General features: G+C 71.1%; 25 protein-coding genes. 9 read left to right on the plus strand and 16 right to left on the minus strand.

From position 1 onward, the window contains the following. Positions 1-105: 105 nt before the first annotated feature. From KCH87_RS23510 to KCH87_RS23520, 3 genes are read left to right on the plus strand one after another with little or no spacing between them, the layout of a single operon-like run. Positions 106-615: a hypothetical protein gene (locus tag KCH87_RS23510; protein WP_210588197.1), complete on the plus strand. Its 510-nt coding sequence runs from the start codon at positions 106-108 to the stop codon at positions 613-615. After that, complete coding sequence (locus KCH87_RS23515; RefSeq protein ID WP_308298892.1) at positions 612-1,316, plus strand: cupredoxin family copper-binding protein; 705 nt, start codon at positions 612-614, stop codon at positions 1,314-1,316. Before KCH87_RS23510 ends, KCH87_RS23515 begins: the two co-directional genes overlap by 4 nt. A 25-nt stretch (positions 1,317-1,341) precedes the next feature. After that, positions 1,342-1,743, plus strand: coding sequence for a VOC family protein (locus tag KCH87_RS23520; RefSeq protein WP_210588198.1), 402 nt, complete (start codon positions 1,342-1,344; stop codon positions 1,741-1,743). On the opposite strand, the gene KCH87_RS23525 is transcribed toward KCH87_RS23520, so the two are convergent. The 5 genes from KCH87_RS23525 to KCH87_RS23545 form a co-directional block, all read right to left on the minus strand. Continuing rightward, on the minus strand, positions 1,744-2,874 hold the full coding sequence (locus KCH87_RS23525; RefSeq protein ID WP_210588199.1) for a dipeptidase: 1,131 nt from the start codon (positions 2,872-2,874) through the stop codon (positions 1,744-1,746). Positions 2,875-2,970: 96 nt separating this feature from the next. After that, on the minus strand, positions 2,971-3,330 hold the full coding sequence (locus tag KCH87_RS23530; protein ID WP_210588200.1) for a MerR family transcriptional regulator: 360 nt from the start codon (positions 3,328-3,330) through the stop codon (positions 2,971-2,973). A gap of 34 nt (positions 3,331-3,364) precedes the next feature. Further along, positions 3,365-4,543, minus strand: coding sequence for a dipeptidase (locus tag KCH87_RS23535; protein WP_210588201.1), 1,179 nt, complete (start codon positions 4,541-4,543; stop codon positions 3,365-3,367). Between the two features lie 5 nt (positions 4,544-4,548). Further along, on the minus strand, positions 4,549-5,070 hold the full coding sequence (purE, locus tag KCH87_RS23540; RefSeq protein WP_210588202.1) for a 5-(carboxyamino)imidazole ribonucleotide mutase: 522 nt from the start codon (positions 5,068-5,070) through the stop codon (positions 4,549-4,551). Further along, on the minus strand, positions 5,067-6,206 hold the full coding sequence (locus KCH87_RS23545) for a 5-(carboxyamino)imidazole ribonucleotide synthase (protein WP_210588203.1): 1,140 nt from the start codon (positions 6,204-6,206) through the stop codon (positions 5,067-5,069). The genes purE and KCH87_RS23545 overlap by 4 nt, the downstream gene beginning before the upstream one ends. Positions 6,207-6,369: 163 nt before the next feature. Between KCH87_RS23545 and KCH87_RS23550 the strand changes: the two genes are divergently transcribed. Further along, the gene (locus KCH87_RS23550) at positions 6,370-6,933 is read left to right on the plus strand and encodes a GtrA family protein (RefSeq protein WP_210588204.1); all 564 of its coding nucleotides are present in this window, start codon (positions 6,370-6,372) and stop codon (positions 6,931-6,933) included. A 17-nt stretch (positions 6,934-6,950) separates the two neighbouring features. Here the strand turns inward: KCH87_RS23550 and KCH87_RS23555 are convergent, their stop codons facing one another. Beyond that, positions 6,951-8,225 (minus strand): ATP-binding protein, encoded by a 1,275-nt coding sequence (locus KCH87_RS23555; RefSeq protein WP_210588205.1) that lies wholly within the window; start codon positions 8,223-8,225, stop codon positions 6,951-6,953. A gap of 13 nt (positions 8,226-8,238) precedes the next feature. Beyond that, a complete protein-coding gene (locus tag KCH87_RS23560; protein ID WP_037748267.1) occupies positions 8,239-8,916 on the minus strand; it encodes a response regulator transcription factor in 678 nt (225 codons plus the stop codon). Positions 8,917-9,418: 502 nt separating this feature from the next. Here KCH87_RS23560 and KCH87_RS23565 point away from each other — a divergent pair. Then, complete coding sequence (locus KCH87_RS23565; RefSeq protein ID WP_210588206.1) at positions 9,419-10,957, plus strand: peptide MFS transporter; 1,539 nt, start codon at positions 9,419-9,421, stop codon at positions 10,955-10,957. A gap of 132 nt (positions 10,958-11,089) precedes the next feature. Here KCH87_RS23565 and KCH87_RS23570 read toward each other — a convergent pair whose 3' ends face one another. The 6 genes from KCH87_RS23570 to KCH87_RS23595 form a co-directional block, all read right to left on the minus strand. Continuing rightward, entirely contained in the window at positions 11,090-12,421 is a 1,332-nt protein-coding gene (locus tag KCH87_RS23570; protein WP_210588392.1) for a hypothetical protein, read from the minus strand. Between the two features lie 62 nt (positions 12,422-12,483). After that, positions 12,484-13,566 carry a hypothetical protein gene (locus KCH87_RS23575; protein ID WP_374199022.1) on the minus strand — a complete coding sequence of 361 codons (1,083 nt, stop codon included), beginning with the start codon at positions 13,564-13,566 and terminating at the stop codon, positions 12,484-12,486. Next, positions 13,563-14,414, minus strand: coding sequence for a hypothetical protein (locus KCH87_RS23580; RefSeq protein ID WP_210588207.1), 852 nt, complete (start codon positions 14,412-14,414; stop codon positions 13,563-13,565). Before KCH87_RS23580 ends, KCH87_RS23575 begins: the two co-directional genes overlap by 4 nt. A 38-nt stretch (positions 14,415-14,452) precedes the next feature. Further along, complete coding sequence (locus KCH87_RS23585; RefSeq protein ID WP_210588208.1) at positions 14,453-15,130, minus strand: LPXTG cell wall anchor domain-containing protein; 678 nt, start codon at positions 15,128-15,130, stop codon at positions 14,453-14,455. Positions 15,131-15,311: 181 nt separating this feature from the next. Beyond that, entirely contained in the window at positions 15,312-15,833 is a 522-nt protein-coding gene (locus tag KCH87_RS23590) for an ATP-binding protein (RefSeq protein ID WP_210588209.1), read from the minus strand. Between the two features lie 205 nt (positions 15,834-16,038). Next, on the minus strand, positions 16,039-16,416 hold the full coding sequence (locus tag KCH87_RS23595) for an STAS domain-containing protein (protein WP_210588210.1): 378 nt from the start codon (positions 16,414-16,416) through the stop codon (positions 16,039-16,041). Between the two features lie 240 nt (positions 16,417-16,656). Here KCH87_RS23595 and KCH87_RS23600 point away from each other — a divergent pair, with 240 nt between their 5' ends. The 4 genes from KCH87_RS23600 (at position 16,657) to KCH87_RS23615 (ending at position 22,343) form a co-directional block, all read left to right on the plus strand. Next, entirely contained in the window at positions 16,657-17,583 is a 927-nt protein-coding gene (locus KCH87_RS23600; RefSeq protein ID WP_210588211.1) for an RNA polymerase sigma factor SigF, read from the plus strand. 140 nt (positions 17,584-17,723) lie between these two features. Beyond that, on the plus strand, positions 17,724-19,220 hold the full coding sequence (locus tag KCH87_RS23605; protein WP_210588212.1) for a ricin-type beta-trefoil lectin domain protein: 1,497 nt from the start codon (positions 17,724-17,726) through the stop codon (positions 19,218-19,220). A 101-nt stretch (positions 19,221-19,321) separates the two neighbouring features. Beyond that, positions 19,322-20,299, plus strand: coding sequence for a DMT family transporter (locus KCH87_RS23610; protein ID WP_210588213.1), 978 nt, complete (start codon positions 19,322-19,324; stop codon positions 20,297-20,299). A 112-nt stretch (positions 20,300-20,411) separates the two neighbouring features. Continuing rightward, positions 20,412-22,343, plus strand: a complete 1,932-nt coding sequence (locus KCH87_RS23615; RefSeq protein WP_247196678.1) for a DUF4157 domain-containing protein — start codon at positions 20,412-20,414, stop codon at positions 22,341-22,343. A 15-nt stretch (positions 22,344-22,358) separates the two neighbouring features. On the opposite strand, the gene hutI is transcribed toward KCH87_RS23615, so the two are convergent. From hutI to KCH87_RS23630, 3 genes are read right to left on the minus strand one after another with little or no spacing between them, the layout of a single operon-like run. Then, the gene (gene hutI, locus KCH87_RS23620) at positions 22,359-23,534 is read right to left on the minus strand and encodes an imidazolonepropionase (RefSeq protein WP_210588214.1); all 1,176 of its coding nucleotides are present in this window, start codon (positions 23,532-23,534) and stop codon (positions 22,359-22,361) included. A 32-nt stretch (positions 23,535-23,566) separates the two neighbouring features. Next, positions 23,567-24,928: a formimidoylglutamate deiminase gene (locus KCH87_RS23625; RefSeq protein WP_210588215.1), complete on the minus strand. Its 1,362-nt coding sequence runs from the start codon at positions 24,926-24,928 to the stop codon at positions 23,567-23,569. Then, positions 24,925-26,127 (minus strand): allantoate amidohydrolase, encoded by a 1,203-nt coding sequence (locus KCH87_RS23630; protein WP_210588216.1) that lies wholly within the window; start codon positions 26,125-26,127, stop codon positions 24,925-24,927. The genes KCH87_RS23625 and KCH87_RS23630 overlap by 4 nt, the downstream gene beginning before the upstream one ends. Between the last annotated feature and the right edge of the window lie 18 nt (positions 26,128-26,145).

The raw sequence follows: 26,145 nt of genomic DNA on the forward strand, positions 1-26,145 counted from the left end.
GAGAGTGGACGCCGGTCCGGCCGAGGCTCAGTCGGCCGGACCGGCGCCCGCCCCATTCTCCACACCTCCGCCATACCTCGGGAACCGCTTCCAAGGAGATCCGGGATGACGACCGTCACCCTGCCCACCGTCCCGCCCCCGCCGGAGTCACATGACGCGGCCACCGCGCTGCCCCTGCCCGGCCGGTACACCGTGGCCCCCGGCCGCTCGCTCGTCGAACTCACCGCCTGGTACGGCCCGTTGCCCACCCGGCGCCGGCGCATCGCCCTCGCCTCGGCCGCACTGACCGTGCCCGAGGATGGTGAACGCCCCGCCCTGCGCTTCGAGTTCGAGGGCCTCGACCGGTCCGGCGCCCCGGTCGCGCTCACCTCCGAGGACGTCGAACCCCTCGACGGCGGACGCCGGTTGCAGCTGACCGGTGACCTGGAGCTGCGCGGGATCCTCTTCCCGGCCCTGCTGCGCCTGCGTGTGGTGGAGCATGCCGACGACCGGCTGCTCGTCGTGGGCACCGCCCGGCTGCCGTACCGGCTGCTGCGCCGGGCGACCGGGTTCCGCCTCGGCCCGCTGCGCCCGGCCACCCGGCTACGGCTGCTGGTCGCCGCGGAGTTCGCGTGAAGGCGGCACGGTGGGCGGCCCTTTCCGCCGTACTCGCCCTCGTCACCCTCCTGATGGCCGTGCCCGGCGAGGCGTCGGCGGCCACGTACCGGGTGACGATGCAGGGGTACGCCTTCTCGCCCGCGAACCTGACCGTCCCCGCCGGGTCCACCGTGACCTGGACCAACCAGGACACGGCACCGCACGACGTGAAGACCACCTCGGGCCCGGTCTCGATCCACTCCCCCATGCTGGACAAGGGCGAGAGCTGGAGCTTCACGTTCGGCACGGCCGGTGCGTACGGCTACTACTGCACCGTGCACCCGGACATGACGGCCGGGATCACGGTCCGGGCGGCGGCACCCGCCACCTCCGCGGCGCCCACGCCCGCCCACACGCACCAGGAGACCGGATCGGGCCGGCAGCACGACGAGCACCAGGAGACGGCCACGGTCAGGCCGACGGCGAGCAGCAAGGCACCGGCATCGCCCTCCTCGTCCCCGACCCCGTCCATGGTCATGCCCACGAGCACCGCCGCCCCGGCCGTACCGGCGGCCTCCCCCTCGACGGCCGCGGCGGCTCCGCAGACGCAGCCCGTCGCCTCGGCGCGGCCACTGGACCCGCTGCTCCTCCTGGCCGGGATCGTCGCCGGGGTCGCCGTACTGTGCCTACTGTTGGTGGGCTCCCGGGCGGCCGCTCCGCGCGGGAGGGACGAGACCTGATCGAGAGCTGAAGAGGAGAAACCTCATGGCACCGGTGGCACGTCTGCGCAACGTCGTCCTCGACTGCCCCGATCCGCTCGCGCTGGCCCGCTTCTACGCGCAGGTCGCAGGGGGTACGCCCGAGGTGGACGAGGATGGCCCGGAGTGGGTCGTACTCCAGGTGCCCGGCGGTCCCCGGCTGGGCTTCCAGTACTCGGCCGGCTACACCCCGCCGGAGTGGCCGCGGGCGGACCGGAACGGGCAGCAGTTCCACCTGGACTTCGACGCGGGCCCCAGCTGGGCGGATGTCGACGCCGCTCAGGAGAAGGTGCTGGCGCTGGGAGCGCGGCCGTTGGACCTGGACGACCAGGGCGGCAAGAAGGACTTCCGGGTGTTCGCCGACCCGGCAGGGCATCCGTTCTGTCTGTGCACGATCCCGGAGGCCTGATCACCCGTCCAAGTCGGCGATCTTCGCCGTCGACGGCTCGCGCCGCTGCTGTGCGGCGCGGGCCGTGAAGTCGGCGCTGCGGAGCACGCGCTGGACGTTTCCCCAGGTCAGCAGGGTGATATCGGCCTCGGGCCAGCCCCGGCCGAGAAGTTCGGCGATAAGGCGCGGATAGCAGGAGGCGTCGGCGAGTTCGAGCGGGTGGGCGGTGCCGACGTCGTACGTGCCGGACAGGCCGACGCACTCGGGGCCCGCGAGCGCCCGCACATGGTCGAGGTGGTCGGCGACGTCGCGGACGGCCGGGCCGGTCTGCTTGGCCGTCAGCGGCACCATGCACAGGCCCTTGGCCCCGCCCAGCTCGGCGAGCAGCTCGTCGGGGAGGTTGGCCGGGTGCGGGCGCAGGGCGTGGGCGGCGGAACGGGTGCAGATGACGGGGGACTTGGACACCACGAAGGCACGGCGGAGGGTCTCCCCGGAGGCGCCGGAGAGGTCGGCGAGCACGCCGAGCCGGTTCATCTCCCGCAGGACCTCCTCGCCGAACCGGGTGAGCCCGGCCTCGCTCGCCCAGGACACCCCGGACAGGGTGAGGACGCGCAGACCGAGCGCGCACAGGGAGCGCAGGATGCCGAGCGAGTCGCCGATGGCGGACGCTCTGGCGGGGCCGAGCAGGACGGAGACCCGGCCGCACCGGCGGACGTCCGTGGTCTGCCCGGCGGTGCAGGCCAGGCGCAGGCCCTCGGGGTGCGTACGGACCACTGCCCGCACCAGGTCCAGCTGCTCCAGCGTGGCGCCGACGGCCCGGTCGCCGTCCATGCCCTCGGGCAGGTGCAGCGACCAGAACAGCGCGCCCACATGCCCTTCGCGCAGCCGCGGCATGTCCGTGTCGACGGCGGCCTCACCGGTCTCCAGGTCGTACCAGGGCAGGTGCCGCAGCGCCCACGGCAGTCCGCTGTAACCGTCGGCGACGGGATGCGCGGCGAGGATGGCGTGGGCCCGCTCCAGGGGGTCGGTGTCCGGGTCGGACACCGACACGAAGGGCTCCGCCGGGTCCGCCGGGAAGGCCTCGTCCGCGAACGGCCCGGCCGGCCCGTCGACGCCGGCCTTCGTGTGCACTTCGTCCTGGAGGTCTGCCATGGCGGGCTCCGTACGTCGTGATCGTCCCGGGGGATACGGTCACCGTCGCACGACGCCGAGGGGGCTTCCTGGTGAGCGGTGCGTTCGGGGGTACGGCTACGGCTCCCGCGCCGCGTCGATCACGTCGTCCAGCGTCTCCCGGGACCGGACCAGGTCGGCGATCATCCGGTCGATGCGGGCGCGCTCCTCGGAGAGGTCGGCGACCAGCCTCGGTGTGGCGATCGCCGACGGACCGCCGTCGGCGTCCCGCATACACGGCAGCAGCTGCGCGATCCTGCTGCTGTGCAGCCCGGCCGCGAACAGCTCCTGGATCCGGATGACCCGGTCGACGGCCGCCTCCGGGTAGTCCCGGTGCCCACCGCGCGTCCGCTCGGCCCGCAGCAGCCCCTGGGCCTCGTAGTAGCGCAGCGACCGCTCGCTCACACCGGTGCGCCGGGCCAGTTCACCGATCCGCATACTGCCTCCGCAGGGTCTCGGGGGGACTCGGCGATCAACCGTCCAGCTCGCCGATGGTCGCGTTGGACGGCCCCCGCGTCGCCCGGAGGTCGCGGGCCACGTCCTCGGCGGCGCCGAGCACCCGTACCGCGTTCTGCCAGGTCAGCTTGGTGAGGTCGGCCTTCGACCAGCCGCGGTCCAGGAGCTCCGCGATCAGGTTCGGGTAGCCGGAGACATCGCTGAGGCCGTCGGGGGTGAAGGCCGTGCCGTCGTAGTCGCCGCCGATGCCGAGGTGGTCGATGCCGGCGACCTCGCGCATGTGGTCGAGGTGGTCGGCGACCGTGGACACGGTGGCGACAGGGCGCGGGGTCCGCTCCTCGAAGTCACGGTGGACCTTCATCGCCTCGGGCGTGGTGGCGAGGTGGTGGAAGCCGTGCGCGCGCATGTTGTCGTCCGCGGCGGCCGTCCAGTCCACGGCCGCCTGGAGCACGAACTTCGGCACGAACGTCACCATCGCCATGCCGCCGTTGCCGGCCAGCCGCTCCAGCACGTCGTCGGGGATGTTGCGCGGGTGGTCGCAGACGGCCCGCGACGACGAGTGGGAGAAGATCACCGGCGCCAGGGTCGCGTCCATCGCGTCCCGCATCGTCGTCGCCGCCACGTGCGAGAGGTCGACGAGCATGCCCTCGCGGTTCATCTCCCGCACCACCGCACGGCCGAAGGCCGACAGGCCGCCGACGCCGGGCTCGTCCGTCGCCGAGTCCGCCCAGTCCACGTTGTCGTTGTGGGTGAGGGTCATGTAGCGCACGCCGAGCGCGGACAACGCCCGTAGCGTGGCGAGGGAGTTGGCGATGGAGTGGCCGCCTTCGGCGCCCATCAGCGAGGCGATACGGCCCTCCGCGCGCGCCGCCTCCATGTCGGCGGCCGTCGTCGCGGGCTTCAGGTCCTTCGGATAGCGGGCCAGCAACTGCCGTACGCAGTCGATCTGTTCCAGCGTCGCCGCGACCGGTTCGGGCTGGTCGGCGCGGACGTACACCGACCAGTACTGGGCACCGACGCCGCCCTCGCGCAGCCGCGGGATGTCGGTGTGCAGATGGGCGTTCTGGTGGGTGGCGATGTCGCGGGCGTCGAGGTCGTAGCGGACCTGCTCGCGCAGCGCCCAGGGCAGGTCGTTGTGCCCGTCGACGACCGGGAAGTCGCGCAGGAGTTCCCGGGCTGCCTCCAGCGAGCTCACGGCCGTCACTTTCCGAAACCGAAGCCGTTGGCGCCCTCGACCTTGGCGCGCAGGCGCCGGCCCTTCTCGGCGGCCTGGTCGTTCAGCTCCTGCTGGAACTCACGCATCCGGCCGAGGAGTTCCTCGTCGTGCACGGCGAGGATGCGGGCGGCGAGGAGACCGGCGTTGCGCGCGCCGGCCACGGAGACCGTGGCGACCGGGACACCGGCCGGCATCTGCACGATGGACAACAGCGAGTCCATGCCGTCCAGGTACTTCAGCGGGACGGGGACGCCGATGACCGGGAGGGGGGTCACGGAGGCGAGCATGCCCGGGAGGTGGGCGGCGCCGCCCGCCCCCGCGATGATCGCCTTGAGACCCCGCTCGGCGGCCTGCTCCCCGTACGCGACCATCTCGCGCGGCATCCGGTGCGCGGAGACGACGTCGACCTCGTACGCGATCTCGAACTCGTCGAGGGCCTGCGCGGCGGCCTCCATGACGGGCCAGTCGGAGTCCGAACCCATGACGATGCCAACAACTGGGCTCATTCGGTGATCGTGCCTCTCAGATAGCCGGCAGCGTGACGGGCGCGCTCCAGCACGTCGTCCAGGTCGTCGCCGTAAGTGTTGACGTGACCCACCTTGCGGCCGGGCTTCACGTCCTTGCCGTACATGTGGATCTTGAGCTGGGGGTCGCGGGCCATGGTGTGCAGGTACGCGTAGTACATGTCGGGGTAGTCGCCGCCGAGGACGTTGACCATGACGGTCCACTTGGCGCGGGGCCGCGGGTCGCCGAGGGGGAGGTCGAGCACGGCCCGCACATGGTTGGCGAACTGGGACGTGATGGCCCCGTCCTGGGTCCAGTGACCGGAGTTGTGGGGGCGCATGGCCAGTTCGTTGACGAGTATGCGGCCGTCGCGGGTCTGGAACAGCTCGACGGCGAGATGGCCGACGACGTCCAGGTCCTTGGCGATACGCAGCGCCATCTCCTCGGCGCGCAGGGCGAGATGACGGTCGAGGCCGGGGGCGGGCGCGATGACGGTGTCGCAGACGCCGTCGACCTGACGGGACTCCACGACGGGGTACGCGACCGCCTGGCCGTGCGGCGACCGTACGACGTTCGCGGCCAGCTCCCGTACGAAGTCGACCTTCTCCTCGGCGAGGACGGGCACGCCGGCGCGGAAGGGCTCGGCGGCTTCCTCGATGGTCCGTACGACCCACACGCCCTTGCCGTCGTAGCCGCCGCGGACGGTCTTGAGGACGACCGGGAAGCCGTCGCCCTCTCCGGCGAACGCGGCGACGTCCTCCGTGTCCCTGACGATGCGGTGCCGTGGGCAGGGCACGCCGATCGCGTCGAGCTTCGCGCGCATCACGCCCTTGTCCTGGGCGTGCTGGAGCGCGTCGGGGCCGGGGCGGACGGGGATGCCGTCCGCTTCGAGGGCCCGCAGATGCTCCGTCGGGACGTGCTCGTGATCGAAGGTGATCACGTCACAGCCGCGTGCGAAGGCGCGCAGCGTGTCCAGGTCGCGATAGTCGCCGATGACGACATCGCTGACGACCTGCGCCGCGGAATCCTGAGGGGTGTCACTGAGGAGCTTGAACCTGATGCCTAGCGGGATGCCTGCCTCGTGTGTCATACGAGCGAGCTGGCCTCCGCCGACCATGCCGACTACCGGGAACGTCACGACCCCAGGGTATCGGTCACGCCACCGCGGCCGGATTCCGCGCCTTTCCCAAGGCTTTCCGCTGCCTTTCCCCTGGGTGTGCTCCGGCCCACAGGCGTTTGCAATGGGGGGTGGTTAGCATGGCTGCGTTGACGAAATCCGACTGATGGGGGCCTGCACGACCATGGGACATGGTTCCTCGGGGCTTCATTCGGCCCCCCAAGCGCTGCGACAGCGCATCGACCGGCTCGTGCGTGAGATCGCCAAGTTCGGGGCGGTGGGTGGCGCGGGGCTCCTGGTCAACCTCCTCGTGTTCAACCTGGTACGGCATGTCACCGACCTCCAGGTGGTGCGGGCGAGCGTCATCGCGACGGTGGTGGCGATCGTCTTCAACTACGTCGGGTTCCGTTACTTCACGTACCGCGACCGTGACAAGAGCCGCCGCACCAAGGAACTGACCTTGTTCCTGCTGTTCAGCGTGGTCGGCCTCGTCATCGAGAACGGCGTGCTCTACGCGGCGACCTACGGCTTCGGCTGGGACAGCCCCCTCCAGAGCAACATCTTCAAGTTCCTCGGCATCGGCGTCGCCACCCTCTTCCGCTTCTGGTCGTACCGCACCTGGGTCTTCAAGACCCTCCCGGCCAAAGAGGCCATCTCCGACGCGGAATCGTTCCTGACGGAGCAGCGCAAGGGTTCACCCACCGAGGAGCGGCCCGCACCTGCGGCTGCCGGCCGCCGCTCCGCGTAATCACGCCGAGCCCCCGGCTACCGAACCGTCGGCTCGGATTCCCCCGCCCCCGACTTCTCCGTGGCCGTACGGGACAGGAACAACCCGAACACCGGCGGCGCGGCCTGAAGCATCTCCAGTCGCCCCCCGTCGGCCTCCGCCAGATCCCGCGCCACCGCAAGACCGATCCCCGTGGAGTTCCGCCCGCTGATCGCCCGCTCGAAGATCCGCGCCCCGAGATCGGCAGGCACCCCCGGCCCCTCGTCCGTCACCTCGACCACGGCCTGGTTACCGGTGACACGCGTACGCAGCGCGACCGTGCCGCCGCCGTGCATGAGGGAGTTCTCGATCAGCGCGGCCAGCACCTGTGCCACCGCACCCGGCGTCCCCACGGCGTGCAGATGCCGTTTGCCCGAGCTGACGATCGCCCGCCCCACACTGCGGTACGCGGGCCGCCACTCGGCGAGCTGCTGCTGGATGACCTCGTCGAGGTCGAAGGTGACGGCGGAGCCGGTACGGGGGTCGCGGGAGTTCGTGAGCAGCCGCTCGACCACGTCCGTGAGACGTTCCACCTGCGCCAGCGCGATCGTGGCCTCCTCCTTCACCGTGTGCGGATCGTCGGTGAGGGTGATCTCCTCCAGCCGCATGGACAGCGCGGTGAGCGGTGTACGGAGCTGATGGGAGGCGTCGGCGGCCAGCCGGCGTTCGGCGGTCAGCATGCGGGCGATCCGCTCGGCGGATCCGTCCAGCACATCCGCGACCCGGTCCAGCTCCGGGACGCCGTACCGCTTGTGCCGGGGCCGCGGATCACCCGACCCGAGCCGTTCGGCGGTCTCGGCGAGGTCGGTGAGCGGTGAGGCTAGCCGATTGGCCTGCCGTACGGCGAGCAGCACCGCGGCGACCACCGCAAGCAACGCCACCGCCGCGATGATCAGCAACGTCCGCCAGACCTCACGGGTCACCACGGAACGCGGCTCCTGGACGGTGACCGTCTCCTTCTGCTCGCCCGTGCGCGTGGCGCTGATGGTGTCGCCGGAGGGCTTGGTGCCGATCTCGATGGGCTTCTCACCCGGGATCCGGATCACGGCGTAGCGCTCCGCAGGCACCTGCTCCCGCAGCACGTCCGCCGTGACGGCCCCGGTGGCGATCAGCCGGCTGTCCACGATGCTGGCGAGCCGGATCGCCTCGGAGTCCACCCGCTCCTGCGCGGTGCTGCTGATCGTCCGGGTCTCGACGATCACGAGGGAGACGCCGAAGACGGCGATCACGACGAGCACCACGGCGAGCGTGGACTGGATCAGTCGACGGCGCATGGAAGCTGGTTACTCAGCTCTTCTCGAAGCGGAAGCCCACTCCGCGCACGGTGGCGATGTACCGGGGGTTCGCCGCGTCGTCGCCGAGCTTCTTGCGCAGCCAGGAGATGTGCATGTCGAGGGTCTTGGTCGACGACCACCAGGTGGTGTCCCAGACCTCGCGCATCAGCTGGTCTCGGGTGACGACCCTTCCGGCGTCCCGCACGAGGACCCGCAGCAGGTCGAACTCCTTGGCGGTGAGCTGGAGTTCCTCGTCGCCCATCCACGCGCGGTGCGACTCGACGTCGATGCGCACGCCGTGCGTGGCGGGCGGCTGCTGGGGCTCGGCGGCGCCGCGCCGGAGCAGGGCCCGGACCCGGGCGAGCAGTTCGGCGAGCCGGAAGGGCTTGGTGACGTAGTCGTCGGCGCCGGCGTCCAGGCCCACGACGGTGTCCACCTCGTCGGCGCGCGCGGTGAGGATGAGGATCGGGACGGTGTGGCCTTCGGCACGCAGCCGGCGGGCCACTTCCAGGCCGTCCATGCCGGGCAGGCCGAGGTCCAGGACACACAGGTCGATGCCGCCCTGGATGCCGGCGTCGAGCGCGGTGGGTCCGTCCTCACGCACCTCGACCTCGTACCCTTCCCGGCGCAGGGCGCGGGCCAGCGGCTCCGAGATGGACGCGTCGTCCTCGGCGAGCAGTACACGGGTCATGAGGTGATGGTAGTCCGCGGATGACAAGAGCCGGGGTGTGATCGGCGAGCCGAATTCTTACCGTCCCATGGAGCGATTCTTACCTTGGGATACTTCCGGCCGAACCTGCGGCTCCACGATGCGAATGCACAGGGACCTTGGAAAGTATGCTTGCGGTTCCGCCGACACCTGTGATCCGTGTCTCAAGTCCTTCCATATCCGGCGGTGTCCTGCCTTATGGTGAACGAACGCCTGTAGCACCGCGGGGACCTTTGGCGAGTACTTGACGCTGAAGGTCTCTTTTGTGTGCGGGCTGGCCCCGGCCAGCCTTGAAAGGAATGACCTGTGGCCGGGCCCCCAGTCGGTGGGGGCGTGGATCCCGGTGGGCACCGTCCACCGTTCCGTAACCCGGAGCGGACTCCCCGTGGGCGTGGGGGTGGACGGACCGTCCCGGCCGGTGCCGGCCTCCCCCCACCGGGCGCGCATCGCTCTTGGAGCGCGTCCCGACCAGCAAGGATCGACCATGGCGTCCAGCCTGACGAAGGACTCGGCCTCACCGGGCACCCCCGGCTCCGAGAAGACCTTCTTCGGCCACCCCCGCGGACTGGCCACTCTCTTCATGACCGAGATGTGGGAGCGGTTCTCCTACTACGGCATGAAGGCCCTGCTCACCGTCTACCTGCTCTCCGGCGGCCCCGGCGCCGGCAAGGACAGCATGGGCGGCGGCCTCGCCATGGACGTGGCCACCACGACGGTGATCGTCTCTGTCTACTCGGCGATGGTCTACCTGCTCGCCATGCCCGGCGGCTGGCTCGGTGACCGCGTCTGGGGCCCCCGCAAGACGGTGGCCATCGCCGCCGTCACGATCATGGCAGGCCACCTCGTGCTGGCACTGCCCGGCGGCCAGGCACCGTTCTTCGCCGGTCTGGCGTTGGTCGCGGCCGGTTCCGGTCTGCTCAAGGCCAACATCTCCACGATGGTCGGCCACCTGTACGACGGCCCTGAGGACCCGCGCCGCGACGGCGGCTTCACGATCTTCTACATGGGCATCAACGCGGGTGCGTTCTTCGCCCCGCTGGCCATCGGCACCGTCGGCCAAGAGGTCAACTGGCACCTCGGCTTCGGCATGGCCGCGGTCGGCATGGCGATCGGTCTGGCCGCCTTCCTGCTCGGCACCCGCCACCTGAGCCCGCAGAGCAGCGTCGTCCCGAAGCCGCTGGCGGCCGAGGAGCGCGCGGTCTGGCTGCGCAAGGGCCTGCTCTGGCTGATCGCCGCTGCCGTGTTCTACGGCGTCGTCGGCTACACCGGTCACTTCACCCTGAACTGGGCGATGATCCCGCTCACGGTCATCGGCCTGATCGTCCCGGCCGGCGTGCTGCTGCGCATCAAGCGGGACAAGGAACTGACGGCCACCGAGCAGTCGAAGATGTCCGGCTACATCTGGTTCTTCGTCGCGGCAGCCGTGTTCTGGATGATCTACGACCAGGGCGCGTCCACGGTCCAGGCGTTCGGCGAGGGCAAGGCGGCGGGCTCGCTGCTCGGCTTCGACTTCCCGTCCTCCTGGTACCAGTCGCTGAACCCGCTGTTCATCATGGCGCTGGCCCCGGTGTTCGCCTGGGTGTGGCTGTGGCTGAACCGCAACGGCAAGGAGCCGAGCACCATCGTGAAGTTCGCGATGGGACTGGTCCTGATCGGTGTCTCGTTCTTCTTCTTCCTGATCCCGCTCGGCATGGCGGCGAACGGCACCGCGGTCAGCCCGATGTGGCTGGTCGGCATCTACTTCATCCAGACCGTCGGTGAGCTGTGCCTGTCACCGGTCGGCCTGTCGGTGACGACGAAGATGGCCCCGGCCAAGTACGCCAGCCAGATGATGGGCGTGTGGTTCCTCGCGGTCACCGCGGGCGACTCGATCACCAGCCTGCTGTCCAACCCGGCCATAGCCGGTGTCGACCTGGGCGGCAAGGGCGCCGTCTTCGGAGAGGCGGCCCTCGCTGCCCTCGCCGGAGTCGCCGTGTGGATGTACCGCCGGAAGGTCAAGACACTGATGGGCGACGTGCGCTGACGCACCGCCCCGCATACGGCGAGGGCCGCCGCACATGATGTGCGGCGGCCCTCGCCGTATGACGCGCGTCGGCCGTCAGGCCTTGGTCTCCACCCCAGAGGCCGCCCCGGCACGGTCACACCACCAACACCCTTACCGCAGCCGCCTCCCCGGCATGAACGTGAACACCGCGCCGCCCAGCAGTACGGCCGTCCCCGCCACCAGGCCCAGGGCCTTCAGGGTGCTGTGCTCGTCGGAGCCCGTGGCCGCCAGGCCGCCGTCCGTCGACGAGGAGCCGCCGCCGGAGGCCGAACCGGCCGAACCGGAGCCGCCGCCCGAAGCGCCGCTTGCCTGCTCGGTGGTGTCCAGGGTCAGGGAGACCTCCGACTTGGCCGGGGTGCAGGTCGTGGTCGTGCCGAGGGCCTCGATCGTGAGGACGCCCGGCGAGAGGGTGGACTCGCCGCTCGCGCCCGGCTTGTAGGTGCCGGTCAGGTCCGGGATCTCGATCGGGTCGCCCGATTTGATGGGCTCGGCGTTGGTGGGGCCCTCCACATGGACCGTGCCGGTGTCGGCGCCGCCCAGGGCCACCTCCATCGACGGCTTGACCGAATCGGCCGGGATGTCGGCGGGACTGTCCATCACCGACTTCTTGAACTGCACGGTGAGGTCGAAACTCCCGCCGCTCTTCTTGGCGTTGATCTGGACCGGCGAGGTCGCCTCCTTGTCACCGATCGGCGTCTTGCACTCGTACGGGACCTGGACCTCCTTGCCGGTGAAGTCGGTCTGGCCGCCGTCGTCCCCGCCGGTGCTGGAACCTCCGGTGTCCGAACCACCAGTGCCGGAACCGCCGCCGGTGTCGCCGCCGGTCTCGCTCTCAGTGGGGGACGCCGATCCGGTCGGCAGCGTCGGCACTCCGGTCGGCAGCGTCGGCAGCCCCGTCGGCAACCCTCCCGTCGTACCGCCCGAACTCCCGCCCCCGTCCGTCACCTTGATGGTCGCGGCCTTCTGCACCGTCTCCTTCGGAGAGCACTTGGTGTCCGTGGAGATCGGCTTGTTGACGTTGATGTTGTACGCGTCCGGCGTCAGCGTCACCTCACCGGCCGCCGTGAGCTTCAGCCTGCCCTTCATGTCGGACAGCTTCATGTCGCTGTTCTTGGGGATCGGCGGGTTGGTCCGCGGCCCCTCCATCGCGACGTTCCCGGTCTGGGCGCCCGCCGCCTTGAGGGTCCCGGTCGGCTGGACGGTGTCCTTCTCCAGATCGAGGATGTCGGGGTTCTTGGAGGCGGCCTGGACGAACTTCCAGGTGATCTCGACCTCGTCGCCGACCTTGGCCTCGGCGGGCGCGGTGATCTCCACCTTGGTCGTGCCCTGGACCGGCGGCAGTCCGGAGATCGCCGGCGGAATGCACTCGGTGGCGTACGACACCTCGGCGGCCTGGGCGGGCGCGGCGGTGACACCGATCAGGATGCCCGCGCCGCCCAGCATCATGGCGACGCCCGCCGCGCCCGTTCTGCGTCCGCGGGCCGGTGTGACTCTCCTTGGCTTGCTCACGTCTGTCCCTTCCTGGTGGGAGTCGTAGGACTCGTCGGGCTGTCGTCGTGCGGTGCGGAGAGCTGACCGGCCGTGCCCGGATCGGCGTCCGGGGTGAACCACGGCAGGGTCGAAGTCGAAGTGGCGGGTACGTCGCTTCCCGTCGAGGAGTGGGTCAACTTCGGTAGGTGCAGGGCGAGTTCGGGCATACGGAGCCGCCCGCGGCCGGTACCGCGACGCGGCCGCACCCGGTCCACCACCGCCATCCCGACGCGGAACACCGCCGCCGGCACGACCAGGCAGACCAGGACCCAGAACAGGGTCACGCCCCACGGCCGGCCCACGCCCCAGGGCTGCTCGGCGAGGACCTTCCCGCCGTACTTGAGCGAGACGGTGTAGTCGCCGTGCGCGCCGCCGGACAGCTCGACCGGCAGCTCGATGCGCGCCTTCCGGCCGGGCTCGACGGTGCCGCGCCACTGCTGGTCCTGCCACTCAGGGGCGAACACACCGTGCGAGGTGCCGACTTGGAAGACCGGGTTCTTGATGGTCGAGGTGCCGACATTGCCGACGGTGAAGACCAGCGAGCGCGTGGGCGGCGCCCCGAACCAGGTGAGCAGCCCACTGGACCCGTCGAGCCGGGTGTCCGTCAGCACCGACAGCCGCCCGCCGGCCGCCTCCGCCGGCAATGGCTCCACCGCATGCCCGGCGACCTGGAAGATGGCGTCCGCCTCGGCCTTCGCCCCGGTCACGGTGGCGACATGCACCACACAGGGACATGGCACCGGCGGCTCGGCGACCGGCAGCTTCCGCTCGAACCGGCCCTCGCCGTCCGTCGTCACCGCCCTTCCGTCCGCGTTGGCACAGGAGTTGGTCCCGCCGATCACTCCGCGGGACGGTACGGACTGCCCGCAGATCAGAATCATCAGCAGCGCCCGCGCCCGCCAGCCGCTCCCGGTGACGGTGATCGAACCCCCGGTCCCCGCCTGCGACTTGGACAACTCGACGACGGGCTTCTCCGCCGCGGCCGCCGGTGCGACCAGGGGCGCCAGCAGCAGCGCGAGCACCGCGACCAGCATCGGAATCCGCAGCTTGCCGCTCACGTCACCGCTCCCGTCAACTCGACTTCCGTACGCGGGGATTCGGGTACCTCGCCGGCTCCGGCCGTACGGCGCCTTCGACGTCGTACGACCGCCAGGGCGGCGCCTGCCGCCACAGCACCCAGTCCGCCCGCCGCCGCACCCCACGGCACGCACCACACCGACGCCCCCGCCTCGTCACGCGCCCCGCCCGCCGCCGTCACCGTCAGCCGCACGTCGACCGAGTCAAGGGCGGGCCGGTCCGCCCACGGTTCGGTGAGCTTGACGCGGCGCCCGGGGGCCAGTTCGACGGGGAGGGTGCGCGGGGCGCGGTCGAGGACGCGGCGGCCGAAGGCGCCGTCGGCGCGGACGGCGAGCGTCGGCGCGAGGACGGTCGTACCACGATTGACCAGCTCGTACGAGATGCCGGCGGCGCCGACCGCCACGTGCTCGACGGTCAGCGCGGACAGTGTGGGCCCGACGGCGCGCAGCCGCAGCGCCACCGTCCCGGAACGCCCGTCGCCGTCCCGCGCGACGATCTCTCCCGCGAGATCGCCGGGCGCGGCCCCGGCCGGAACGCTCACGGTGAAGGGAACATCGGCGCGCGTACGGGCGGGCACCCGGACCGAGCCGTCGGCGAAGGCGACCGCGACCCCGGTCCCCCGCAGCCGCACGGTGACCGGCTCCCCGCTCCGGTTGATCACGGACACCGTGTCCTGGAGAACCGTCCCGGGCCCGCCCTCGGCGTAGAAGGACGGCCGCCCGCCGCCGGAGGGCGCGAGGGACCACCCGTCGGCGGCGGAGGCGGCGGGCGCGGCACCCGACAGGATCAGCGCGGCCAGGATCAGGACACGGAGGGCAGCGGACGACATCGGCGGCTCCAACAGTCGTACGACTACGACACAGACGGTCAGCGCGCCGCCTGATTCCTCCGCGTCAGCCACAGCACGCCCGCCGCCCCCGCCAGCAGCACCGTGCCGCCGAGGGTGCCGAGGGCGATGGCCGAGTCCTCGGGGCCGGTCTGCGGGAGTTCGGCGCCGGAGTCGGTACCGGACTGGGTGGAGCCGGTGGCGCCCTCGGCGGCCGTGACGTCGAGGGTCAGGGAGGGGCCGGGGCTGTTGGACGGTGTGCAGGTCGTCGTCGTGCCGAGCGCCTTGATGGTGAGGATGGCCGCCGTGAAGGTGACCTTGCCGGTCTTCTTCGGGGTGTAGGTGCCCGTCAAGTCATTGATCTTGATGGGGGTGTTGGCGGGAATCGCTTCCTGGTTGGCGGGCCCGGTGACGGACATCGTGCCGCTGTCGGCGCCGCCCAGCTTGATGGTGGCGCTCGGGTTCATCGCGCCCTTGCCCAGTTCGACCGGGCTGGACGAGACGCCCTTCTGCCACGACATGGTGATCTTGTAGCCGCCACCGCTCTCGACACCCTTGATGTCGATCGGCGAAACGGCGGACTTGTCGCCGATCGGCGTCTTGCACTGGTAGTTGACGTCGACGACCTCGGCCCGGGCTGCGGGGGCGGCCATCAGCACCGCCGAGCCGGCCAGGGCCGCGACGGACGCGAGCGCGGCGGTTCGTTTCCGGTACGACACGGTTCCGCTCCCTCTCAAGTTCCTGACGGCACATCAGATCGAGCCGTCAAGGTACGCCGGGGCGTGTAAGGAGGGAAGACAAAGGGAGTGTTGGAAATGTGCCGATGCGAGAGCGCACGGGGAACTGCGCGACCAGCCACGGAATACCCGCGGCCACATGACGACCGAAGCCCTACGGCGCTTAGGCGGGCGCCCCCAACTCGGCCCAAACGGTTTTCCCGGCCACCCCGGGAGTCCGTACAACCCCCCAGTCCAGACAGAGCCGCTGCACGATGAACATCCCATGCCCACCGGGCCGCCCCGCACGATGCGGAGTCCGCGGCGCCGGCTGCCCCGCCCCCCGGTCGGACACCTCGATCCGGATCACCTTGTTGTCACAGGCGATCAACAACTCGTCCGGCCCTTCGGCATGGAGGCACGCGTTGGTGACCAGCTCGGAGACGACCAGCAGAACGTCCTCCGCGGCAGCCCGCTGGTCGGCAGTCGCGGCGGGCATCCAGCCCCACGCATACAACGCCCGCCGGGTGAAGTCCCGGGCGAGCGGAACAACCCCACTCTCACCGTCCAAGCTCAGCCGCCGGACCTGGCGCCCGGCGGACGGCACGGACGCGCCCTCCTCGGGCACCCCGAAAGCGCCGCCGGCCTCCGCGCCGCTGGGCTCATGGCCGCGGTCGCCCGGCGAGTGGGGCCGGGTGGTGCTCATCAGCGCTTCACCTCACCGATTCACCAGTTCACGATTCAAAGAAGTCACTACACGGTCAGTACGGCTGTAGGGCAGTACGCGTTTCTCCTGCCCTGCCGAACCCGGGGAACACCCCCGTCTTCGGCCACAGAGGCCGTGCGAAGGGTGTGACGCCCGGAAACCGCCGGTCCCGGAGGGGGCGGGCGGGGCGCTCATACCGGCCGATTCAGCCGGTCGGGTCGGCCAGGGCCGCCTCGAGCGAGTCATGCACGGTGAAGACCGCTTCGGCCCCCGTGATTTCGAACACACGCGCCACCACGGGCAGCATCCCGGCGAGGTGTACGCCGCCTCCGGCGGCCTCCGCCTTGAGTCGCGCGCCGAGCAGCACATTGAGCCCGGTCGAATCGCAGAACTCCAGACGCGAGCAGTCGACGACCAGCCTGCTGAATCCTTTGGCCAGACATTCCTCGAGTGGCTCACGCAACAAATCGGCGGTGTGGTGATCGAGCTCACCCGCCGGGGTCACGACGGCACTGGGGCCCTCTTCCCTGACCTCCACCAAAAGCCGGCCAGACTGTGCGCTGCCGACCGTGCCGCGGTCCATGCCGTCTCTCTCTCCCGACGTCTTGGCTGCTGACTGACGCCCTCGAACACTACGCCTTCCCTACGCCCTCCGACACCCGAACATCCGCCCAGAAACGGACATTTCCCCACAGAACGCACTTGCGGCGAGCTTGGTAAACCGGGTAGGGCTAGTAGTTACACGTAACCAAACACGGCCGGCTTTGGAGGCGCCGCACACCGCAGTGCACGTACAGGCTTCGGCAGCCATATGCCGAGAACGATGGAGGACATCATGTCACCCCGGCTCGACGCATCGCATACCCACACAGCGACGTCGACATCCCCCCCGGAACATCTGGATCCCATCGCGGACGCGGACGTACCCCCAGAGCAGGACGACCTGCTCGCCGGTCTCCCGGACATCCCCCCTTACGACGAGGTGGGGCCGGTGGACGCGCGGGCCCTGTCCAAGACCCTCTTCGAGCGGCTGGAGTCGCTGGAGGAAGGCACCCACGAATACTCGTACGTCCGCAACACACTCGTCGAACTCAACCTCGCGCTGGTCAAGTTCGCCGCCTCCCGCTTTCGCTCCCGCAGCGAGCCGATGGAGGACATCATCCAGGTCGGCACCATCGGCCTGATCAAGGCGATCGACCGCTTCGAGCTGAGCCGCGGTGTGGAGTTCCCCACCTTCGCGATGCCGACCATCGTCGGCGAGATCAAGCGCTTCTTCCGCGACACCTCCTGGTCCGTGCGCGTACCGCGCCGGCTACAGGAGCTCCGGCTCGACCTGGCCAAGGCCGGCGACGAGCTGGCCCAGAAATTCGACCGCGCCCCAACGGTCGGAGAGCTGGCGGAGCGGCTCGGTCTCTCCAAGGACGAGGTCGTCGAGGGCATGGCGGCGTCCAACGCGTACACGGCCAGCTCACTCGACGCCCAGCCGGAGGAGGACGACGCCGAGGGCGCCCTCGCGGACCGCATCGGCTACGAGGACCACGGGCTCGAAGGCATCGAGTACGTCGAGTCGTTGAAGCCGCTGATCGCGGAACTCCCGTCCCGGGACCGGAAGATCCTCTCCCTGCGCTTCGTCGCCGGCATGACCCAGTCGGAGATCGGCGACGAGCTGGGGATCTCACAGATGCATGTGTCACGGCTGCTGTCGCGGACGCTGGTGCGGCTGCGGAAGGGTCTGACGGTCGAGGAGTGACCCGTCCTCGACGGACGTAGGAGCGGCTCGGCACCTGCCGGGCCGCTTTTCGTCGCCCTGTTTCCCCAAAGGCGCCCGCGCGTCCCAGCGGTCACTCCAGACTGGCCGGTAGGTCAGGAACGGGGGCGAGGAGGCCGGGGATGGCACAGGGCGGGACGGGAGACGGCATGCACTCCGGGGCGTCCGACGCGCGGCTGACCGAGCTGCTGCGCGCCGACACCCCGACCGCGTACCCGGCGCTGCACGAACTCCGCGAACGCCACCGACCGTCGGTCCTCGCCTACGCCCGCCTGTGCACGACGAGCGACTCGACGGCCCGCCAGCTGGCCGCCCAGGCCTTCACCCTGGCCGCCCGGGAGACGGCCCGCGGCACCGATCCGAGCGTGCCCTGGCGGCATCAACTCCTGCTGCTGGCAGGGCAGGTGGCCGCCTCCTGGGCCCGGGACGAGCGGTCGGCGGGGCTGGACGCGGGCCTGCTGCTGGTGCTGAACACGGCGGCCCCGGTCCCCTCGATGCTGCCGGCGTTCCAGACGCTCCCCTCCCGCACGCAGGGCCTGATCTGGTACGCGGTGGTCGAGCGCGAGCCCGACGACCGCACGGCCGCGCTGCTCGGCCTCACCCGGGCCGACGTGACGTACGGCATGGCCACCGCACTCCAGCAACTGGCCCAGGCCTGTCTGCGCACCCGACTCGCCGCCTCGGACGACCCGCGCTGCGGGGACTTCCGGCGTCTCATCGAGAAGGCGGTACGGCCGGACAACCCGCGGGACAGCGCCGACCTGCACGCCCACATGGCCCACTGCCCGCACTGCACGGCGGCGTACGAGGAACTGTCGGCGCTGCGTGACACCCCGCGGACCGCGCTGGCGGAGGGGCTGCTGCCGTGGGCGGGGACGGCGTACGTCATGGGCGAGGCGAGCGAGCCGAAGAGCACCGTCCGCACGGCTACGGGCTCGTGGCCGCAGTCCCGCCGCCTCGTGCTGGCCTCGGCCGCGCTGGGTGTGGCTCTGGTGCCGCTGCTGGTCTATCTGCTGGCGCCGGGCGACCCGGCGTCCGAGGGCGCCGCGGCGTCGGTCACCACGCCGCCGAGTCCGCCACCGGTGACGGTCACGGCGACGGTCCCGGTGCGCCCGTCCGCGTCCCCTTCCCCGTCGGTGACCTCCAAGTCGCCGTCTCCCTCCCCGAGTTCGAAGCCGCCGACATCCCCGTCCCCCGCACCGGCCCATCGCCCGCCGGGCGGCACGTACGCCCAGGTCGTGAACGCGGCGTCGGGCCTGTGCCTCGACATTCGCGACGGGGTGCTGGAGAAGGGCACGGACGTCGTGACGGCGCCGTGCGGTGCGTCCGGTACGCAGCGCTGGCGGGTGGACGCGGGACGGGGTGTCGTCCAGTCGTCCGCCGACCCCGACTACTGCCTGGACAGCCGGGGTGCCACCGACAAGGGCGTCGGCATCTGGGAGTGCGATTCCGTGGACGGGAGCAACGGGCAGAACCTGGAATTCGCGGTGGGCGGTGACGGGGTGATCCGTCCGGCGATCGCGGTCGGGACGGCGGTGACCCCGGACGGGGGCGACGGCCTGGCGCTGGTGGCGGTGAGCGGGGGTGCGGAGCAGCGCTGGCGGGCGGGGGCGCGGTGAACCGACCGAATGGTGATCGCCGATACCGGCGCTGACCTGCTCATGGCTACGCTGCCCCTCCGCTTCGCACCATGATCCGCCGGGCACCAGGAGGAGCATCCATGAGCAGCACCGCGGCCCGCCTCGGCCGGCTGGCCGATCTTCCCGTCCTGCTGGTCGCGGTGGTGTGGGGCTCCAGCTACCTCGCCGCCAAGGAAGTCACGACGGCGCAGACCGTGCTGGCCGTGCTGGTGCTGCGGTTCGCCGTGGTCCTGCCCGTGCTCGTGGTGACGGGGTGGCGGCGGCTGCGCGCGCTCGGCACCGCCCAGATACGCGGCGCGGGGCTGCTGGGGCTGATCCTCGCCGGGATCTTCCTGCTGGAGACGTACGGCGTGGTGCACACCTCGGCGACGAACGCGGGGCTGATCATCAGCCTCACCATGGTGTTCACGCCGCTCGCGGAGAGCCGGGTGCGCGGTGTCCGGCTGCCGGGTCCCTTCATTGCGGCCGCGGCGGTGTCGGTGCTCGGTGTGGGCCTGCTCACGCAGGGCGCCGGGTTCACCGCCCCGTCCGTGGGTGATCTGCTGATGCTGGGGGCCGCCGTCGTCCGTACCGTGCATGTGCTCGCCATGGCCCGCATGGACTCCGTGCGCGGCGCCGACGCCCTGTCGCTGACCACGGTCCAGCTGGGCGGCGCGGTGCTGGTGTTCTGCGTGCTCTTCGCGGTGCCGGGGACGGGTGCGTCGCCGTGGGCGGCCGCGGCCGGCTTCGGTGCCGGGGACTGGCTGTGGCTGCTGTATCTGTCCGTGTTCTGCACGCTGTTCGCGTTCTTCGTGCAGATGTGGGCGGTACGGCGTACCTCGCCGTCCCGGGTCAGCCTGCTGCTCGGCACGGAGCCGGTGTGGGCGGCGGCCGTGGGTATCGCCCTGGCCGGGGACCGGCCGGGGTGGCTGGGCCTGGTGGGCGCGGTGCTGGTCCTCGTGGGCACGGCCTGGGGGCGGGCGGCGGCCGATCGGGGGGAGCGGAAGAGCACGGCCGTCGTGGAGGGGTCCGCTGCGGTGACGAGCCCGGCTGCCACCGCCACCCCGGTGGGCGACTGACCGGCACGAAAGGGCGGTGGACCGTGCAGCTTCTCTGCCCTCAGGGCCCTTGCCCGGCCGGCCACAGCGCCGTAGATGTGGCTGGAGCGCTCCCCGGACGCCAAGGAGATTCATGCACGCCCACCGTCGAGACGACATGCCGAAGAAGCAGCCGGTGGTGTCGCGACGTACCCCTCAGCCGGCCGGCACCTCGTCCTTCGGGCGGGCACTCGGCGCGCCCTCGGCAGAGCTTCTCGGCCGGCAGCGCAGTGCCGGGAACGCCGCTGTCGTGCAGATGCTCCACAGAGCCGGGCACGGACTCGGCAACGGCGCGGAGCAGCATCAGCACGGTCCGGACTGCGGGCATCAGCCGGCCGTGCAGCGGTCCGCCGTCCACGACGTCCTGCGTGGGTCCGGCCGCCCGCTCGACAACACCGTCCGCAGCGAGATGGAGGCCCGCCTCGGCGCCGACTTCTCCGACGTGCGCCTCCACACCGACCACGCGGCCCGTTCCTCCGCGAGGGAGATCGGGGCCCGTGCGTACACCTCCGGCAGCCACATCGTCGTCGGCGACGGCGGCGCGGACAAGCACACCCTCGCCCACGAACTCACGCACGTCATCCAGCAGCGGCAGGGTCCCGTCGCCGGCACCGACCACGGAAACGGGCTCGCCGTCAGCGACCCGGCGGACCGGTTCGAGCGGGCGGCCGAGGCGAACGCGTCCCGTGCGCTGGCAGGACCGGTACCGGACGTCCAACGGGCGCTCTCCGAGGAGCCGTCGGCGGGCGGCGCAACCGCCGCGCTCCCGGCCGTGCAGCGGTACGCGTCCGGCGGCTTCAACGGTCTGGTGGGTGAGGGCACGGACGTCGAGGGCCGGGAGAAGGCAGTCGACCACTTCGTGACGCAGGGGCCCGACGCCGTGCTGCGTCCGGGCAAGTCGCCCAACAAGCTGATCGGCGCCGAGGTCGACCACCTGGACGTCCGCGCGCACCATCCCGGTGACGTCTCCCTGCTGATCTCGAACGACGGCACGCTCGCCGTCCACGACACGGAGCGCGAGCCCAAGGAGTTCTACGCGTCCTCGGCGGTGTTCAATCGGTCGGTCGCGGACCTGGAGGCGCGCGGCAGCGCCTACACCCTGGTGCAGTCCGGGGGTGCGATCCGGACCGCGGGCGGAGAGCTTCAGCGCGTCACGCCCGTGGTCAGCGGGCAGGAAGAGCAGGCCAGGGCCGCGGGGTTCGCCGATCTGGTCAAGGTGCAGTGCATCGACGTGGCGCGCAAGGTGATCGGCAGCTACGCGATGGAGATCTCGCTACAGGGTGCCTCCGCCAACGAGACCGCGCCCTGGAGCGAAAGCCAGGGCGCCGAGATCGCCGGGCGGATCGCGGAGTCGGTTCGCCAGCTGACCGGGGGCGGGGCGCCCGGGTCCGACACCTCCGTGGCCGAGCAGTACGGCACCGCGCTGCGCGAGCATCCCAGTGAAGCCGACACCGCCGCACAGCAGTTGGGCGTCAACAACTACGCCCAGCCGGAGGTGGGCGAGGCGTTCGCCACCCTGTCGATCGGCAGCGACAAGAAGATCGACTACGCGACCGCCGCGGAGGGCGCGACGTCCACGGACCGTACGGGCGAGGACGTCTGGAACTACCACTTCGCCGGAGTCGTCGCCCGCAGCGGCGACGCCAACGACTGGGTGACGTTGGAGAACTACACACGGGACCAGCAGGCGCAGAAGGCACTGCACCAGCTGGAGGGCAAACTGCTCGACGCGTACAAGAAGAAGACCAGTGGCATCTTCAACCGCGAGGGCAAGACGCCCAAGGGCATGTTCGAGAGCGACCGGATCGTGGAGATGATCCAGGAACTCGCGAAGGTGACACGCGCGAAGGCACAGACGGAGTACATGGCCCTGGGCATGGCCAAGGAGGCCTGGCAGAGCAAGTGGTTCTTCCGGATGTACGGATCAGGCGCCGGCCAGCGTTTCCACGAGAAGCAGTACAACGCCGGTCAGGGCGACTTCGTCAACCCGCTGACGGTACGGACGAAGGCGGACCGTCCCGAGTGACGCCGGCCCCGGCCCTCACACCAGCCGCTCGCCCCTGCGCCACACACCGGTGACCAGGGGCACGCCGGGCCGGTAGGCCAGGTGCACATGGCTCGGCGCGTCGAGGAGGGTGAGGTCGGCCCGCGCGCCCGGAGTGATGCGGCCGATGTCGTCGCGGCGGAGGGCCGCCGCGCCGCCCGCCGTGGCCGACCAGACCGCCTCGTCCGGCGTCATCCCCATGTCCCGTACCGCGAGCGCGATGCAGAAGGGGACGGACGAGGTGAACGACGAGCCCGGGTTGCAGTCGGTGGAGAGGGCGACGGTGGCGCCCGCGTCCAGGAGACGGCGGGCGTTCGGCCACTCGGCACGCGTCGAGAACTCGGCACCGGGGAGGAGGGTCGCGACGGTGGCGCTGCCCGCGAGCGCGTCGACGTCCGCGTCCGTGAGGTGGGTGCAGTGGTCGGCGCTGGCGGCGTCGAGTTCCACGGCGAGCTGGACTCCGGGGCCGTACGACAGCTGGTTGGCGTGGACGCGCGGGTGCAGGCCCTTCGCCTTGCCCGCCGTGAGGATCGTGCGGGCCTGGTCGCCGTCGAAGGCGCCCTTCTCGCAGAAGACGTCGATCCAACGGGCGTACGGGGCGCAGGCGTCGAGCATCTCGCCGGTGACCAGGGCGACATAGGCGGCCGGGTCGTCGGCGTAGTCCGGGGAGACGATGTGGGCGCCGAGGTAGGTGACCTCGTCCGTGTGCGCGGCGGCGATGCGCAGGGCGCGGGACTCGTCCTCGACGGTCAGGCCATAGCCCGACTTGGTCTCGAAGGTGGTGGTGCCCTGGCGGAGGGCCTCTTCGAGATAACGGGTGACGTTCGCCTCGAGTTCCTCGTCGCTCGCGGCCCGGGTGGCGGCGACCGTCGTACGGATGCCGCCCGCGCTGTAGGAGCGGCCGGACATACGGGCGTTGAACTCCTGCGTCCGGTCGCCCGCGAAGACGAGGTGGGAGTGGGAGTCGACGAAGCCGGGGAGGACGGACCGGCCGCCGGCGTCGACGCGATTGTCAGTGGCGGGTGCTTTGCTTGATTCACCGGTCCACGCGACGCGGTCGCCGTCGATGACGACGGCCGCGTCCTGGATCAGACCGAGGGGAGAACTGTCACCGAGGGAGGGGTCGTTGGTGACCAGCGTGGCGATGTTGGTGATGACGGTGCTGCTGCTCATTGCGTCCTCGTGGGGGCTCGGTTCGGTGGGCGTCAGGCGCGCAGGGCGTCCACAGCCTGGGCGAGGGCCTGCGGCACATCCGGCACAAGGGCATGCGTTCCGTCTCGTACGACATGCCGCCCGCCGACGATCGTGTGGCGTACGTCCGCTGCCGTCGCGGCGAATACGGCCGTCTCGGCGCCGAGCCTGGGCAGCGGCCCCGCGGTTCTGACCGAGTCGAGCGCGATCGTCGTGAGGTCGGCGTGGGCGCCCGTCTCGATGGTGCCCGCGTCGTCCCAGCCGAGCGCGGCATGGCCGTCGGCGGAGGCCGCGCGCAGCAGGGCGGCGGCCGTCCAGTGACCGCGGGTGTGGGTGCGCAGCCGCTCGTTCAGCTCCATGGCACGCGCCTCTTCGAGCAGGTCGATGACGGCGTGACTGTCGGAGCCGAGGGAGAGCGGGGAGCCGGCGCGCTGGAGGGCGACGGCCGGTCCGATGCCGTCGGCAAGGTCCCGCTCGGTGGTCGGGCACATACAGGTGCCGGTGCCGCTGCCACCGAGCAGCGCGATGTCCTCGTCGGTGAGGTGGGTGTTGTGCACGCCGGTGGTGCGCGGCCCGAGGACACCGTGCTCGGCGAGGAGTCGGGCGGGCGTGCAGCCATGGGCCTCGCGGCAGGCGTCGTTCTCGGCGGTCTGCTCGGACAGGTGCACATGGAGCGGGGCCCGCCGTTCCTCCGCCCATCGCGCCACGGTCGCCAACTGGCCGGCGGGCACGGCCCGTACGGAGTGAATCGCCGCACCGATCCGCGCGTGATCCCGGTCCTTGAGAACTGAACAGCGTTCCGCCCAGGCGTCCGCGGTGCCGTCGGAGAAGCGGAGCTGATGGGTGTTGGGCGGCTGTCCGCTGTGCTTGTTCAGGATGGCGGAGGAAAGGTAGGCGGTGTCGAGGAGGGTGATGCGGATACCGGCGTCGGCGGCGGCCGCGATGAGGGCTTCGCCCATGGCGTTGGGGTCGGCGTAGGGGGTGCCGTCGTGGGCGTGGTGCACGTAGTGGAACTCACCGACGGACGTGACGCCGGCCAGCGCCATCTCCGCGTACACGGCACGGGCCAGCGCGTGGTAGGTGTCGGGCGTCAGCCGGTCGGCGAACGCGTACATGACCTCGCGCCAGGTCCAGAAGGTCCCGGAGCCGACCTGGACGGTGCCGCGCAGGGCTCGGTGGAAGGCGTGGCTGTGGGCGTTGGCGAGCCCGGGGAGGGTGAGTCCGCGGAGGATCTCGGCGCCGGGGGGCGGGGTGTCGACGCCCTGCCGGACGGCGGTGATCCGCCCGTCGCTCACCTCGATCGCCACGCCCGGCTCGACGTGGGTGTCGAGCCAGGCGTGCTCCAGCCAGTACGTCTGCGTCTGCGTCTGCGTCACGTGCAGGCCAGCCCTTCCAGTACGTCGGCGAGTGCGAGCACCCCGGCCATGCAGTCGTCCTCGGCCGCGAACTCGGCCGGGGAGTGCGAGACGCCCGTGGGGTTGCGCACGAACAGCATGGCGGTCGGGATGGTCCCGGAGAGGATCCCGGCGTCGTGTCCGGCGCCGGTTCCGAGGACGGGCACCTTCAGGTCGGTGTCCTTGCCGAGGATGCGGCCGAGTTCGTCGCGCAGGGCGTGGTCGAACTCGACGACGGGCGTGAAGGACTCGCGGACGACGTCGAGGTCGATGCCGTGGGCTGCCGCGTACTCGCGGGCGGCCTTCTCGACGCCGTTGACCACGGTGTCAAGGGTCCGTTGGTCGGCGGCACGGGAGTCGAGCCAGCCGCGCACCAAGGAGGGAATGGCATTCACACCGTTGGGCTCGACGGCAATCTTGCCGAAGGTGGCGACGGCGCCGGCGAGTTGGGCTTCCCGGCGAGCCGCGAGCACGGTCTCGGCGTACGACAGCATCGGGTCACGCCGGTCCCCGAGCCGCGTGGTCCCCGCGTGGTTGGCCTCACCCCGGAAGTCGAACCGCCACCGCCCGTGCGGCCAGATGGCACTGGCGATACCGACACGATCGCCGGACAGGTCGAGCGCCCGCCCCTGCTCGACATGCAACTCGACGAAGGCCCCGATGCGCGCGAGCCGCTCCGGGTCGGGCCCGATGGCCTCGGGGTCGTACCCGGCGGCCTCCATGGCCCGCGGCAGCGTGATCCCGTCCCCATCGGTCAGCCGATGCGCCTCCTCGACGCTGAGCTGCCCCGCGGCCAGCCGCGACCCGACACAGGCCAGCCCGAACCGCGCACCCTCCTCATCGCCGAAGTTGACGATGGCGAGCGGCTTGGTGAAGTGCACCTCGCGGCCCCGGAGTTCATCGAGAGCAGCGAAGGAGGACACGACCCCGAGGGGCCCGTCGAAGGCACCCCCGTCAGGCACGGAGTCAAGATGCGACCCGGTGACGACAGCATCCCCTCGGGCGGGGTCCCCGAGCCAGGCCCACTGATTGCCGTTGCGATCGAGCTCGTACCTCAGACCCCGAGCCTCTGCCTGCCCCTTGAACCACCCCCGACACTCCGCATCGGCACCGGTCCAGGCGAAGCGACGGTAGCCGCGGGAGCCGGAGTGACGACCGACGGGGAGCAGCTCACGCCACATCTCATGAAAGGAGCCGCC

It is taken from the genome of Streptomyces sp. GESEQ-35, from assembly GCF_017948485.1.
Classification (GTDB): domain Bacteria; phylum Actinomycetota; class Actinomycetes; order Streptomycetales; family Streptomycetaceae; genus Streptomyces.